The following is a 14822-nucleotide window of genomic DNA, read 5'->3' as shown; positions in this document are numbered from 1 at the left end:
AACTTCAGTGTGGGGCTAGATAGTTTGCAACAAACTAGTCCTAAATTGGGGGATGTACCTAATACAGCGAACAACGCTTAATTAAGTGGTTGCAATAATAAGGTAGTTTTATTGCAAATTAATGACAGAAACTGTTATAAAACAAAAATAGTGTTAAAAAGTTCGTTTAATGACAAAGACTCAAAAAAGGTGTTAACCCTTGTCTGAAAAAAAGCTTCAGCATTTTTATATTGCAGAAGAACAGTCTATTTATTTAATGAGCCACAAAGACGCCACCAAACTTAAAGAATGGTTTAAGCTTTGTCAGCAACAATTAAATTCTCTTGGATACACCAATACTTACTTGCTAGGTAAGGGCGCTTACGGTTTTGTATTCAATGCTGAAAATGAAAAGAAAGAGCAATTTGTTTTTAAGTTTTCTCGATTAAACCTTCCTCAAAATGTACAAGATAGATTAGAAGAAGAAGCTGAAATTCAAGCTCAATTGTCTCATCCACAAATCCCACAAGTTATCGAATATTATAAAATCAAGCGACAATCCATTTTGCATATGCAAAGAGCTCCCGGTATAGATCTTGAAAAAGTATCGTTTAAAAGAGGACCTCTACCTCCCGAGCTTATTGTAAATATAGCGATTCAGTTAACTGAAATTTTAATTCACTTACGTACTGGCGCCTTACACAAAACAGGTAAGCCTTATGTACATGGCGATATTAAACCTTCTAACATTGTTTATGATGAAGAAACTAACAAGGTCTATTTAATTGATTGGGGGTCTTCTGTAATCGCTCAAGTGGATGAAAATGGCAATAGCACGTCGAATAATGTTATGGATTTAATGAGTAGCGATCTTCAACAAACTAACTCAAGACTAGGAGATGTTTATTTTATTGGCCCTGAACAAATAAATGGTGGGTTATCATCGCCTCGCTTTGATGAGCAAGGTTTAGCCGCTACCTTATACGCATTAGCTTCAGGTCAATCATGTCGTTATGGTAATCACGTTATTACGCCTACATCTTTAGGTTTACCTGTTTTACTGGCTAAAATTATTGAAGGCATGTTGAGTGATGATCCTGTAATTAGGCAAAAAGCAGGTGACCATTTATTTAGTCAATTTAAGTATCTAAAAAGCATAGTGTTATCAAATACGCCTACCATTTATCATGCTAAACCGCATATCCCCGTATGGATTAAAAACGCTAATATAGATATTGATACGGTGGTATACGGTTCAAGAAAATCTTTCCTTCGAGAGTCTAGCTATAAAGACAGTTTAGATGAAATTGATGATGTTCAATTAGAAAAATATTATAAAAACTATTTAATGGGGATGGGAGATACCGAAAAAGCCTTTATTGCGGCAGTCAGCCGTTTAGGTAACTTTCCTGTAGTAGGCGGTTTAGCTATTCGTTGGGAAAAGAAGGGCGTATATATTGACTCTAATTTAACTATGTTTGATGAAAGCTTACGATTCTCTTTTGAAAGCGCCGTAAATAATATGGTGAGTTTAGCTCAAGGAATATTCCGAATTGGTGTTTTTAAAAGTTGTCTGTTTAATGCTAGAAATACAATACACGTAGAACGTGATGACGAATCACAACCTTTTATTGCACAGAATAACCAAGTTATTCCCTTTGATGTGAGTGATATACCTGAAATAGATGATGCAACTAAAGTCCACTCATACTTTGAAGACGGTAAAGATCCTGACGAATATCTTTATTTGCCTGATGAAATAATGACAGTGATCAATCGTCTTAATTTGATCCATCATACAGGTTGTCTTATTTTTGAGGTGTTACCTAAACACTTAAAAATACACAGTTATTTAATGCTACTTAATCACGAGAAAAAAGAAGAATTTGAACAATGTTTCAAAGACATTATTGAATTATTACCTACCATAACAGGTTTAGGTATTTCAGGTTTTATGAAATTACCTTACAAAGACACGCGTTTTTTTGAACATATTAATTGTGTACCCGATCGTTTTTATCCTAAAAATCCTAAAGTAAGTTAAAACTAAAAGATGAACTGAAAAAAGAAGCTATTCTTTATCTGTTTATCTTGAGTATTGTTCAGTTGACGCTTTTGGTAACGTGAGTTTTAATACGCGATTTTTATATTAAAAAGTTATTGATCTAGATCAATTTATACTACATTAAAATAACGAGTTAGGTTAACATATGCGCCCTAATTTATTTAAGAGAGTGCTAGTATGTCTGAAGATACTAATTTTAAAGAATCATCTCATTTTGGTCATTTACTGATAGCAACACTTGTTGCGTTAGCGATGCCATTATTACCTATGTTAATGGGCTGGTATGCAATGCTATCTTAATGATTTTAAGCCTATTATATATACTTAATAGGCTTAATTTTGTCGGCTGAATTTATTAGCTTTAGTTAGCTTAATAAATACCCATATTTTATCTTTTATAATTATTGCTCTGCTTTAACTTACCTGTTTTCTTTTTTATTCACATTACCGTCCCCATATCACTATAAAAACAAGTCAAATTGATTTATTCTTTAGGGATAATTTTATTAGCTATTTTTATCAGATGACCCAACAACAAATAGAAACAATTAAGCAAGCCATTCATACTGTTCCGGACTACCCAATTGAAGGTATTTTATTTAGAGATGTCACAGGCGTATTAGACGACGCTAAGGCATTTGCTTTAACTATTGAGTTATTAGTTGAAAAATATCAAGGCCAAGGATTCACTAAGGTTGTTGGTACCGAAGCCAGAGGGTTTTTATTTGGTGCACCTTTAGCATTAGCGCTTGGTGTAGGTTTTGTACCCGTACGTAAACCAGGTAAGTTACCGCGTGCAACTTTTGCTCAAAGCTATCAACTAGAATATGGGCAAGACACGCTAGAAATACACCAAGATGCACTTAAGCCAGAAGATAAAGTACTTATTATCGATGACTTATTAGCCACTGGCGGCACTATTGAAGCGACCACCAAGCTTATTCGAAAAATAGGAGCGGAGGCTTCGCACGCAGGATTTGTTATTTCTTTACCTGAACTCGGCGGAGAAGAAAAACTTGCTGCTTTAAATCTCAATGTTTATTCATTGATCCAATACGAAGGTAAATAGGCTTTTAATGAGTTATCAAGTTTTAGCAAGAAAATGGCGTCCAAAAAACTTTAAAGAATTAATGGGACAAGAACACGTAGTAACGGTTCTTGTGAATGCGCTCGAGCAACAACGTTTACATCATGCCTATTTATTTACGGGTACGCGCGGTGTGGGTAAAACTACTATAGCTCGAATTTTTGCTAAAAGTTTAAACTGTCAAATAGGTATAACTTCAGAGCCTTGTGGTAAGTGTGATACTTGTTTAGATATTGATTTAGGTCGATTTGTTGATCTTATTGAAATTGACGCAGCATCCAAAACTAAAGTTGACGACACACGTGAAATACTTGATAACGTTCAGTATGCGCCAACAAGTGGCCGCTATAAAGTTTACTTGATTGATGAAGTACACATGTTATCGCGCAGTAGCTTTAATGCGTTACTTAAAACCCTTGAAGAACCACCTGAACACGTAAAGTTTATTCTTGCTACAACAGATCCGCAAAAATTACCGGTAACGGTATTATCACGCTGTTTACAGTTTCATTTAAAAGCACTAACCGTTAGCCAAATTGAGCAGCAGCTTAATATTATTTTACAGGCTGAAAAGGTACAAGCAGATAAAGGTTCAATTACTTTATTAGCTAAAGCTGCTCGCGGTAGTATGCGTGATTCATTGAGTTTAACGGATCAATCTATTGCTCAAGGTGCTGGCGAAATAACCCTTTCAAACGTACAAAAAATGCTGGGGGGAGTAGATCAAAATTGGGTGTATAAAATACTTATCGCCTTAATTAAGCAAGACTCAAAACAATTGATGGAGCTGTCGTTAAATATCGCCAGTTATTCTCCAAGCTATAGCCGATTGCTTGCTGAGCTTATTCAACTGTTACATCAAGTGGCTATGGTGCAAATCGTTGATCGCCATTTCGATTTACCACCCGAGCACGAAGTATTACTGAAAAAATTTGCTCAAGCTATGTCGCCTGAAGATGTACAATTATATTACCAAATTGTATTAAATGGCCGTAAAGACTTGCCTTATGCTTCAGATGAACAAGCAGCATTCGATATGGTGCTATTACGATTGTTAGCGTTTAAGCCTGTAAATAATGCTAATGAAATTCCAACTTCTGTTCATTCTTCAGCTAATGCACCTGTAGATTTTGAAAATGTACTTTCAGCGGATTCAATGGAAAGAGATCCTGTTGTTGAACAAAAAAATAACGAATCTCCATCGAGTGATTATCAATCAAATACAGCGCAAGTAAATGAGCAGCAGGTTGAAGCTCAGCCAGAGAATGTTGTAGCGCCAATAGAGCAAAATGCGATAGATAATATTCATGTTTTGGAAAGTTCGACAGAAGAACAGCATATTCAATCACAATTGTCAGCCGAAATGGAAAGCATTGAACAACTTGCTGCAGAACATGTGCAGTCACAACCAGAAATGCCCGCTTACTCAGAGCCTCAAACGGTTGAGCAAACTCCTCTTGTGGAGGCTAATGTTGAGCCTATTGCTAACCCAGCAGACTTTCAACAAGAGCAGACTGTTGAAACCGTAACTTACTCAAGCCCTATAGAATCTGCGTTAGCAACACGTAATATTTTACGTAGTCGAAAAAAGGAAATGGAACAAAGGGCAAAAAAGTCGAATGACGCTGTAGGGCGTCAAACACCAAACGCTGACGAAACAGCAACAAATGATGCTATAACGCCTGAAGCTCCAGCACCTATTGAAATGGTGATTGACGAACCTTATCGCGAAGAGTTAATTGATCCTTCAATAATCAAGTCTGCTAATCAGGTGGATAAATGGGCAAACATGATTGATTCTATGGCGTTGAGTGCACGTATTCGACAAATTGCGATACACGCAACAATTTCTGAATCATCTACCGATGACCACTTAATTTTATTGCTTGACCAATCAACTAAACACCTTAAAACAGATACTGCGGTGCAACAGCTCCAGCAAAGTATTTCAAACTTTTTATCAAAATCGATAAATGTAGAAATTAAGGTGGTTGAAGAAACTAAAGCTGACCCCTATAAAATACAAGTAGATATTAACGACAAGCGATATCAATACGCCGTTAATTTACTTAAAGAAGATGATGTTGTTAAAGCTTTACAAGAAGATTTTCAAGCACAATTAGATGAAAACACAATACAGGCGTTATAACAAAAAACTGTAATGTAGATAGCGTAATACTTGAATTTTATGTGGTTAACAATTATTGTTGGCCACAAATACTTTTGGAGACTATAAATGATGAAAGGCGGAATGGGCAACTTGATGAAACAAGCCCAACAAATGCAAGCAAAAATGGCTAAAGCTCAAGAAGAATTAGCTCAAATGGAAGTTACCGGTGAATCTGGCGCAGGCATGGTTAAAGTAACCATGACAGGTAGCCATAACATACGTCGTGTGGAGATAGATGGCAGCTTAATGGCTGACGACAAAGAAATGCTTGAAGATTTAATTGCTGCTTCATTTAACGACGCAGTACGTCGTGTAGAAGAGCAAAACAAAGAAAAAATGGGCGCACTTACTGGTGGTATGCAATTACCTCCAGGGATGAAAATGCCTTTCTAGCATGCCCGTAGTAGACGTATAATTTAAAAACCGACAAATAAGTCGGTTTTTTCATTTAAACAATAAGGAGGAAGGCTCACTCATTTATTCTTCTAGCCCTTAATATTTAATGGTTTGAAGATAGAAGAATAAATAATTTGTGTCTATACTGATACAATAATCCATTTTTAAGTTGTTTTTTTGACTAGAGCATCTTCTTTATTATTCTTTCCTCCCGTATTTATCATTATTGGTGTGGCCTTACTGTATTCAAAATCTTACTCTTTTGGTGGATTAGAAAAACACTCTGTATCAATAGCGGTATCAAAATCTCCTTTATCAACTCCATTTTATATAGCTAAGTCTATTAATGCTTTTGAAAACACTTGTGTTAGTGTGGAATATTATGAGGTTATTGGTGGTCAAATGGCATTTACTAAAGTGATGAATGGTGAAGTTGATTTTGGTACTAGTTCTGATTCTGTCATTGCTTTTAAAAGTTTAGAAAAAAAGGCATTTGTTACTCATGCTATGTTTGTGCAATCTGATAACGATGTAAAACTACTGACTCGTCAGGTTGATGAGATAATATCAATAGCAGATCTTACAGGTAAAAAAATTGGTGTGACTAAAGGTTCTGCAAGTGAATACTTTTTAAGTACTTTGCTCGCTATAGAAGGAAAGACAATTGAAGATGTTGAACTTTACAACTATAAACCAGAGCATCTTGTTGGTGGTTTTATCAATAATGAAGTTGACGCTATTGTTCCGTGGGAACCCTTTGCTTTTAGTGCGGTAAAGCGACTAAACGGGGCAATAACAGTACATGATACTAAAAATGTAAATACATTAAGTTTTAATTTGATTTCAAAAAAAGCCGATAGTTTACTAGTTGAGAAAACAAAATGTGTGATTGAAGGGTTAAATGTTGCGATTGCATATATTGTTTCCCACCCGGAACTATCAAAAAAAATAATGAGCGACGAACTTAATTTGCCCCCTGCGTTTATTGACTGGGTTTGGGCTGACTATATTTTTAAGCTAGGTTTAAATCAATCATTATTATTAAATATTAAATCTCAAGCTGCTTGGGCAATAGAAATGCAAATGAGTGAATATAATGAAATGCCCAATATCAATGATTTTATCGATAGCAGAGCCATGTTGCAGGTTGATCCTGGTGCCGTAAATATACCGCTATAAAAAGGGTTAATAATATGAAAGTAAGTCTGTCGCAACGGATCTATTTTTTCACCATCAGTTGCTGCGTGTTATTTGTTTTACTTGTTGGCAGTATATTATGGTCATCACAAAAGATTGCACTTGCTTTCAGTCGAGAGCATTACACACAAAAAGTTTCAAACCATGCTAACACTTTAAAGCAACTTACTATTAGCGATAATCTCTACAGTAGTAACTACAACGCTGATAATTGGTTAACGTTACAAAGTAAATTAATAAACTTACTTAAGTCAGCACCTAGCCTAACGCCGCAACAACAAATCATTCAAAATAGTATTAATAGTCAAAGTCAAAATGTTAAACGACTATTTAGTAAAATTAATGAAAATAAATTAAAAAATGCCAGCCAGGCAATAAAAAATCATTTAAAAACAAGGTTAATGACACAATTAGAAATTATTAGGGCTGATTCAGTTCAGCTCTCCAATATAGTTCAAAATGATATTCAGGATGTTATCAAACAACAGGTTTTATTTATTTTATTCATTATCGCGGTAAGTATTTTAATTTTATTATACGGTTCTTCTCGGTTAACTACTGTGTTTAGAATATCGCTTAATGAAGTTAAAAGTGCTTTTGAAAATAACCATAGCGGGGATTTTCAAAAAATAAAGCTGTCAAATCATTCAGATGAATTTGAAAGTATTGTTAAAGCTTTTAATACAATGAACCTTAAATTAAGTGAAACAACAGTCTCTTTGGCTGTGATGAAAAATATTGTTGGAGACAGGACTCGTGTTTTAGAGCAACTCTCTAATACGGATCATCTTACAAAAGTTGCAAATCGTCGAGCACTGTTTGAAAGGGGAAATATGGAATTATCTCGCAAACAGAGAACACACAATAAGTTAAGTTTAATGTTATTAGATTGTGATTACTTTAAAAAAATTAATGATCAATTTGGGCATCAAGTGGGTGATGAATTATTGATACATATTTGTGATATTTGTAATGAAGAAATACGAGATATTGATTTTTTAGGACGTTATGGCGGCGAAGAGTTTATTATTATTTTACCTGACTGTGATTTAGAAGGAGGTGTTGAAATTGCTAAACGAATTCAACATTCTTTAGTTGAACGTAGCCTTATTGTAGAAAACAAGGAATTAAAGGTTACTTTGAGTATTGGCCTTGCAATGCTTAGTGATAAACATTCAAGCTTTGAACAATTAATAAATGATGCGGATAAAGCTATGTATTTAGCCAAAGAAAATGGACGTAATAGGGTTGAAGTTAGTGGTGATGCTGCTTGATTGTATTTTTCTAAAAGCGAATGAATCTTTACCCGAAAGGGAGCTCTTGACTATTGAATGGGACACTCACATTTTTATCGTTAATAACCTCCACAACACTTTTTATATTTTTTTCCACTTAAGCAAATACATTCATCGTTTCTTTTAGGGGTGGGTATTTCGTTAAAGTTTACCTGACTTCCGTCTACATATCTCCAGAGGTTATTCTCTTTAATGAATGTAGATTTCTCATTCATTTTATACAATTTCCCATTGTTCTTATATATGGCTTCAAATTCAACCGTTGGTGTAGAATTATTTTTAAATTCACTCGTGTTTAAAATACGTAAATTTAACCAGTCGGTTTCCTTTGCCCATATGGCTATGTCGTTTATTGATTGTTGATTTTTTGATGTATTTGAGTATGTTTCATATATATATTCACTGTGTTTCAAAGCATAAGCGCTATATCTAGAACGCATAAGTTGTTCAGGAGATTCCGCATTGAGCTTTTTTAATATTAAAGGCTCGCAGCATTCTTTATATTGGGCATTACTTCCACATGGACACAGCATATTTAATTTTCGTATACATTTCTTTGCCACAGATCTTAACGCTTAACTCAATCTATTTAAATGGAATGATAAAGGTTAATGCATTAATTTTTTATTATTTAAAATAATACATTGAGTATTGCCTTCTTTTGCAGATAAATATAATTGTGATAATTCTTCTTCATTAAAAGAAGCGTTATTCAATATAACAGCAGAACAGTTACCTTTACGTAATGCAGTTTCTAAATTTTCTACCTTTACGGTTGCTTTATTTGAGTTAACTTTAAGTATTTTTGAAAAGGTATTTTTAGATATGTTTTCTATGCCGTCTAATGAATTACTTTCAGGATTTACCATTAAAATCCATTTGTTTTTAACATGGTACTGTTGATAAATTTCTGAGTATTGTTGGGTTAGTGCTTCTTCTCCATTTATATCTTTAATATTTAACCATTGTATTGAATCGTTTACTGCTTCTAATTTTATAACATTTAACTTGCTGATATTATTGTCTTTAATTGCAAACATTTTTAAATCCTCGGTATACTGTGTTTATATACAGTATATCGATTATGAACATTAATCAAGCGGTATTTTAAAATAATTATTTTTATTACTTACGGTATTGTTGAATAGCCTTCAATTTATTACTTATGTTGATTACACCTTAAGGTGGCATGGGTATATTGATTGGCAACATGGATATTTATCTAAAAATACAATGTTTATATTTTTGGGGTTTTTATTTTTGATGAATATAACTTATCCTACGTTCTGTTATGTCACTGTTTAGGTTAGATCATGGAACGTAGAGCGTTTTTAAAAGCTTCAATTATAGGTGGTACTTCCATTGGCGTTATAAGTGGCGGAGCCATTTGGCTTAACTTGGGTGTTAATCCAAAAGAGCTAACCATAGATTTTGCACTAAAAAAATTAGCCACATTGTCAGGTCAACAAATATTGAGTACAGGTGCATGGAACGCTTACCAAATATTTATGCATTGCGCGCAAAGTATTGAGTATTCAATGCAAGGTTTTCCCGAACATAAATCTGATACTTTTAAAAATACAGTAGGTCAGCTTGCGTTTGCTATATTTTCAACAAAAGGAAAAATGATACATAACCTAAGTGAAGCTATTCCTGGCGCACCATTTATATCGCCTGAACAAAATATACAACTCGCGTTACAACGGTTAACTCATGCATTTACTGAGTTTAAACAATATAAGGGAGCTTTAGCGCCACATTTTGCTTATGGAGAGCTATCTAAAAACGAATATGAAATCGCCCATGTTATTCATTTAAATAATCATTTACAGGAAATTAATGGTTAACTCTATTTTTATAGCAAACTGTTTTGTTCTTTACAGCTCATTCATTTTTGATTTTATTGGAAAATCCTCATGTATTTGTTAATTACCGTTATTATCTCCACCTTACTTGCTGGTTTAGCCATGACTTTAGGTGCTGCAATTGCTAGCATTAAAAGAGATTGGATTAATGATGAAGTTCAGCATGGTGTTATTGCTTTTGGTGGCGGGGCGTTATTGTCTGCTGTTGCTTTAGTATTAGTGCCAGAAGGTATAACAAATACCGAACCTCTTTGGGCTTGTGTTTGCTTTATTGCGGGTGGACTCTGTTTTATGTGCCTTGATATTTATTTGAAAAAAATGAATACACCTGCGAGTCAACTTGCCGCCATGATCTCTGATTTTATTCCCGAATCGATTGCACTAGGCGCTGCATTTGCAACGGGTAATAATAACGCCTTTTTACTTGCCGCTATTATTGCCTTACAAAACTTACCAGAGGGCTTTAGTGCTTACCGTGAATTAAACGAATCACCTTCATTTAATACGCGTAAAATTTTAGTTATGTTTACGTTAATGGCTTTTCTTGGTCCTGTTGCTGGTGTTTCAGGTTACCTTTGGTTATCGGGATATCCTGTAATTATTGCAGCTATTATGCTATTTGCTTCAGGCGGGATTTTGTATTCAGTTTTTCAAGACTTAGCACCAAAAGTTAAATTAGAAAATCATTGGGCTCCACCTATGGGCGCAGTCTTAGGTTTTGTGGTAGGTATGTACGGTTTAATGATCACAACGTCATAAAAATAAATGCATAGATTAAACGTTGGTATATAAAAGAGAAGAGTGGTAATAACTATCTACCTGCGCTTTCAGTACAAGTATTGTTATTGATGCTAAAGACATTGAGTTTACCGGTACATTTAAAGAATGGGGTTGTATTGCGGATAGCCGAAATAAAAATCATGTTAAATTTTTCCTTAACTCTGGTAATAGAGTTTATCGCTATAACCTAGACGATTGACCAGTGGTTCGATTAAAATTACGACCTATTAATTTAGTAGATGAAACTATATTTGAGCCAACAGCACATGTATGGATGAGTAAAAAAGTTAGTTGGTTTCCCATTCCATAAAATATGAAAACATATGCAAAACCATCTTAACTCAAGGTAGGAGTTCAGGTTACCTATATATTATTTTGAAGAAACGATAAATGATCTGTTTATTAACGGTAAAGGCCATCAAAAATTGATGGCCTTTTGAATTTACTTACCTAAAACATTGGTTGTTGATTTTTTAGCGGTTTTGGCTGCTTTCTTTTCTTTTGCTGTTAAAAGTGGTTTCTTTTTAGCACTCTTCTTATTGTCTTGTCCTTTACTCATGATACTTCCTCTTAAGGTGAATATTTTGAACCTGAAATTGGTTTGAACCAACCTAAGGACTTTGGTTACGCAGCGTTTAATTTAAACGTAGATGTATAACAATATCAGTATGTTCCTATGTCTGAGTAATAGATATAACTTTATTTATATCTATGCCATTTCAAGATGAAGAATCCTGTAAGAATTAAACACAATTTAGTCGCAGATTTTTAATCGTTAAAACTACTAGATTGTTTATTGTAAACAAAATAAACTATTGCAAAAAATTCTATCGTGTAAATAATTTATGGGTATAACGACTAGCGCTTGTTTACGGTGTAAGTTTTAAATAATTAAATTTATAGAGGTTAAGCTTTTGAATCGTTTATCTATTATTTTATTTATTACATTGTTAACTGCTTTTAATGTAGTTGCTGATGTGATACTGGCCTCAGATAAGGGGTTTTTGTACACAGGGAGAATTGATTTTTCTGATAAAAACAAACCTTATCTAACATGGCCGGGTACAAGTATTAAGGCGAATATAACTGGCAATAAACTTGTATTACTGATTGAAGATGAAAAAGGGGAAAATTACTTTAACGTAATTATTAATGGCAACACTTTATATCCGTACGTACTTAAATTAAACAAAGGTTTAAAAAAGTATGATTTAAGCCACTTAATTACGAGTAAAACAACTGAATTTGAATTATTTAAAAGAACAGAAGGCTACGAAGGCGGTACTTTCTTTCATGGTGTAGAAGTGCAAAATGGTTATTCATTAGCAAAAACACCTAAGCGGCCTAGCAGAAAAATTGCATTTTTTGGCGACTCAGTAACCAGTGCCGTGGGTAATGAAGCTGCAGATAACGATATTGATAAAAGGGCATCTGAAAAAAATCATTATCTTTCATATGCTGCGATTACAGCACGTAAATTAAATGCAGAATTTCATACAATATCACGTAGTGGTATAGGTTTTATGGTGAGCTGGTTTGATTTTATTATGCCGGATTACTATGACCAACTAACAGGTGTAGATAAAAATGATTCACAATGGGATTTTAGTACCTGGCAGCCTGATGTAGTTGTGGTTAATTTAGGTCAAAATGATAGTTGGTTAATTGATAATGAAAAAAGATTAAAGCCAGAACCAACAGACCAGAATATAATTGATGCCTACGAAAGCTTTATAACTAAATTGAGTGTTAAATACCCTAATGCACAATTTATATCAATATTAGGAAGTATGGATGCCTCAAAAAATAGTAAGTGGGTAGATTACGTAAAACGTGCAATTAAACAGGTTGAACAAAAAAACAACAAAATAAAGATTGAGATGACTTTATTTGACTTTAATGGTTATAAAAAGCATCCAAGAGTGCAGCAACATGTGGCAAATGCTGGTAAACTCACACGCCATATAAAAGCGCTAATGAATTGGTAGGCGTTTAAAACTAACGTTATAAGTATTATTGATTTTCTATATTGCGAAAAGTTATAAACCAGATATTAATGTAACTGTACGTTATATTAATATCTGGTATCTTAACCATAAATAAATGTAGGTAATTTGTGCGAAATTTTGAATTCGTATAAAAATAATATTTATTCGTTATATGTATTGCATATAACAAATGTAATAAAAATTATTTCTTTGGAGAGAACATGAAAGCAAAATCAGATATAGGTGTTGTTGGCCTAGCAGTTATGGGCGAAAACTTGATCCTTAATATGGCAAGTAAAGGATTTACAGTAACAGCATTTAACCGCTCGTATAATAAAGTAGAAAACTTTATTAACGGCAGAGCCAAAGACAAAAGCATTCGCGGTGCTGATTCAATAGAAAGCTTAGTCGCTTCTTTAGAATCGCCACGTAAAATTATGCTTATGGTTAAATCTGGTCAGCCAGTAGATGATTTTATTGAATTGTTAATTCCTCATTTAGATCAAGGCGACATCATCATAGATGGCGGTAACAGCCAATTTGAAGATTCAAACCGTCGTACACATTACCTACGTGAAAAAGGTTTGCTTTACATCGGAACAGGCGTTTCAGGTGGAGAAGAAGGTGCGCTATTAGGCCCATCAATTATGCCAGGTGGCGCTAAAGAAGCATGGGAACATGTAAAACCTATTTTCCAAGGCATTTCAGCTAAAGTTGCTGATGCGAATGGCGAACTAACAGTACCTTGTTGTGACTGGGTAGGCGATGACGGCGCAGGTCACTTCGTTAAAATGGTACATAACGGTATTGAATACGGCGACATGCAACTTATTTGTGAAGCTTACATTTTAATGCGTGACCTACTCGGTATGACAGCAGACGAAATGCAAGCCGTGTTTGCAGATTGGAACAAAACAGAACTGAGCAGCTACTTAGTAGAAATTACAGCGGACATTCTCGCGTATAAAGAAGACGGTAAAGCGCTAGTAGAAAGCATTCTTGATACCGCAGGCCAAAAAGGTACAGGTAAATGGACAGGTGTAACAGCGTTACATTTAGGTGTGCCATTAACACTTATCGGTGAAGCCGTATTTGCTCGTTGTTTATCAGCAATTAAAGAAGAGCGTGTTTTAGCATCTTCTGTTATTTCTGGCCCAACGCCAGTATTTAACGGTGACAAAGCCGCATTTGTAGAAAGCTTAAGGCAAGCACTGTTAGCGTCTAAAATCGTATCTTACGCCCAAGGTTACGCTGTAATGCGTGAAGCGGCGAAAGAATACAAATGGGAACTTGATTGTGGTGCTATCGCACTGATGTGGCGTGGTGGTTGTATCATTCGTTCAGCCTTCCTAGGCAACATTAAAACAGCGTTTGATAAAGACGAAAACCTATCAAACCTATTACTTGATGACTACTTTAAAGACGTAGTCATGAGTGCACAACAAGGATGGCGTGAAGTAGTCGGCACAGCAGCCATGCAAGGTATTTCAGTACCGTGTTTATCATCAGCATTAAGCTACTTTGATGGCTACCGTACGGCTAACTCTCCAGCGAACTTACTACAAGCGCAACGTGATTACTTTGGTGCTCATACGTATGAACGTAAAGACAAGCCACGCGGTGAGTTCTTCCATACGAATTGGACGGGTCGAGGTGGTAATACATCTTCTACAACTTACGACGTATAATGTGTTTTACCAAGTAAATTTATGCTGAATAAAAAGCTGAGTTTATTTCTAATGCCGATCAGCTAAGCTATAAATAGTCTGAAAGTTGGTAAAAAATCAAAATCCGATGAATACTTTTCATCGGATTTTTTTATGTAAGTTTCTCAAGCGTTAGACATTATTAATACCAATTGCAAAAATTATTTGACCACATTTATCCATTCGCGAAAGAACAAACGCTTCATACTAAGCGCATGATCTATTTTATATAAAGAATAAATGGTCAAATATACAGGAGCATCGTTCCAGACTTAACCTAAGCAGCTACGTCAT

13 protein-coding genes are annotated in these 14822 nt (G+C 34.7%); 11 read left to right on the top strand and 2 right to left on the bottom strand.

Annotation, left to right across the window (positions count from 1 at the left end):
• Positions 1–199: 199 nt before the first annotated feature.
• From ACM9HF_RS04950 to ACM9HF_RS04920, 7 genes are all read left to right on the top strand, one after another.
• Positions 200–2023: a protein kinase domain-containing protein gene (locus tag ACM9HF_RS04950; protein WP_473614980.1), complete on the top strand. Its 1824-nt coding sequence runs from the start codon at positions 200–202 to the stop codon at positions 2021–2023.
• Between the two features lie 198 nt (positions 2024–2221).
• Complete coding sequence (locus tag ACM9HF_RS04945; protein ID WP_281252986.1) at positions 2222–2344, top strand: hypothetical protein; 123 nt, start codon at positions 2222–2224, stop codon at positions 2342–2344.
• A 223-nt stretch (positions 2345–2567) separates the two neighbouring features.
• A complete protein-coding gene (gene apt / locus ACM9HF_RS04940) occupies positions 2568–3113 on the top strand; it encodes an adenine phosphoribosyltransferase (RefSeq protein WP_473614974.1) in 546 nt (181 codons plus the stop codon).
• A 7-nt stretch (positions 3114–3120) separates the two neighbouring features.
• A complete protein-coding gene (dnaX, locus tag ACM9HF_RS04935) occupies positions 3121–5280 on the top strand; it encodes a DNA polymerase III subunit gamma/tau (RefSeq protein ID WP_473614971.1) in 2160 nt (719 codons plus the stop codon).
• An 87-nt stretch (positions 5281–5367) separates the two neighbouring features.
• On the top strand, positions 5368–5694 hold the full coding sequence (locus ACM9HF_RS04930; protein ID WP_473614969.1) for a YbaB/EbfC family nucleoid-associated protein: 327 nt from the start codon (positions 5368–5370) through the stop codon (positions 5692–5694).
• Between the two features lie 180 nt (positions 5695–5874).
• Entirely contained in the window at positions 5875–6876 is a 1002-nt protein-coding gene (locus ACM9HF_RS04925; RefSeq protein WP_473614965.1) for an ABC transporter substrate-binding protein, read from the top strand.
• A 14-nt stretch (positions 6877–6890) separates the two neighbouring features.
• Entirely contained in the window at positions 6891–8168 is a 1278-nt protein-coding gene (locus ACM9HF_RS04920) for a diguanylate cyclase (RefSeq protein WP_473614963.1), read from the top strand.
• 80 nt (positions 8169–8248) lie between these two features.
• Here ACM9HF_RS04920 and ACM9HF_RS04915 read toward each other — a convergent pair whose 3' ends face one another.
• Together ACM9HF_RS04915 and ACM9HF_RS04910 are read right to left on the bottom strand one after the other, a co-directional pair.
• A complete protein-coding gene (locus tag ACM9HF_RS04915; protein ID WP_473614960.1) occupies positions 8249–8752 on the bottom strand; it encodes a YchJ family protein in 504 nt (167 codons plus the stop codon).
• Between the two features lie 45 nt (positions 8753–8797).
• The gene (locus ACM9HF_RS04910; RefSeq protein WP_473614958.1) at positions 8798–9229 is read right to left on the bottom strand and encodes a SulA-like leucine-rich domain-containing protein; all 432 of its coding nucleotides are present in this window, start codon (positions 9227–9229) and stop codon (positions 8798–8800) included.
• 273 nt (positions 9230–9502) lie between these two features.
• On the opposite strand from ACM9HF_RS04910, the gene ACM9HF_RS04905 reads away from it, so the two are divergent.
• From ACM9HF_RS04905 to gnd, 4 genes are all read left to right on the top strand, one after another.
• Complete coding sequence (locus tag ACM9HF_RS04905; protein WP_473614955.1) at positions 9503–10036, top strand: DUF1569 domain-containing protein; 534 nt, start codon at positions 9503–9505, stop codon at positions 10034–10036.
• A 69-nt stretch (positions 10037–10105) separates the two neighbouring features.
• The gene (locus ACM9HF_RS04900; protein ID WP_473614952.1) at positions 10106–10813 is read left to right on the top strand and encodes a ZIP family metal transporter; all 708 of its coding nucleotides are present in this window, start codon (positions 10106–10108) and stop codon (positions 10811–10813) included.
• A 935-nt stretch (positions 10814–11748) separates the two neighbouring features.
• Entirely contained in the window at positions 11749–12822 is a 1074-nt protein-coding gene (locus tag ACM9HF_RS04895) for a GDSL-type esterase/lipase family protein (RefSeq protein WP_473614948.1), read from the top strand.
• Positions 12823–13043: 221 nt separating this feature from the next.
• Entirely contained in the window at positions 13044–14510 is a 1467-nt protein-coding gene (gnd, locus tag ACM9HF_RS04890; protein ID WP_473614945.1) for a decarboxylating NADP(+)-dependent phosphogluconate dehydrogenase, read from the top strand.
• Positions 14511–14822 lie beyond the last annotated feature (312 nt).

The sequence above is a fragment of the Colwellia sp. RE-S-Sl-9 genome (genome assembly GCF_048296855.1).
GTDB lineage: Bacteria > Pseudomonadota > Gammaproteobacteria > Enterobacterales > Alteromonadaceae > Pseudocolwellia.
The sequence above is the reverse complement of the archived record's forward strand: the minus strand, read 5'-3'. Positions and strand labels throughout refer to the sequence as shown.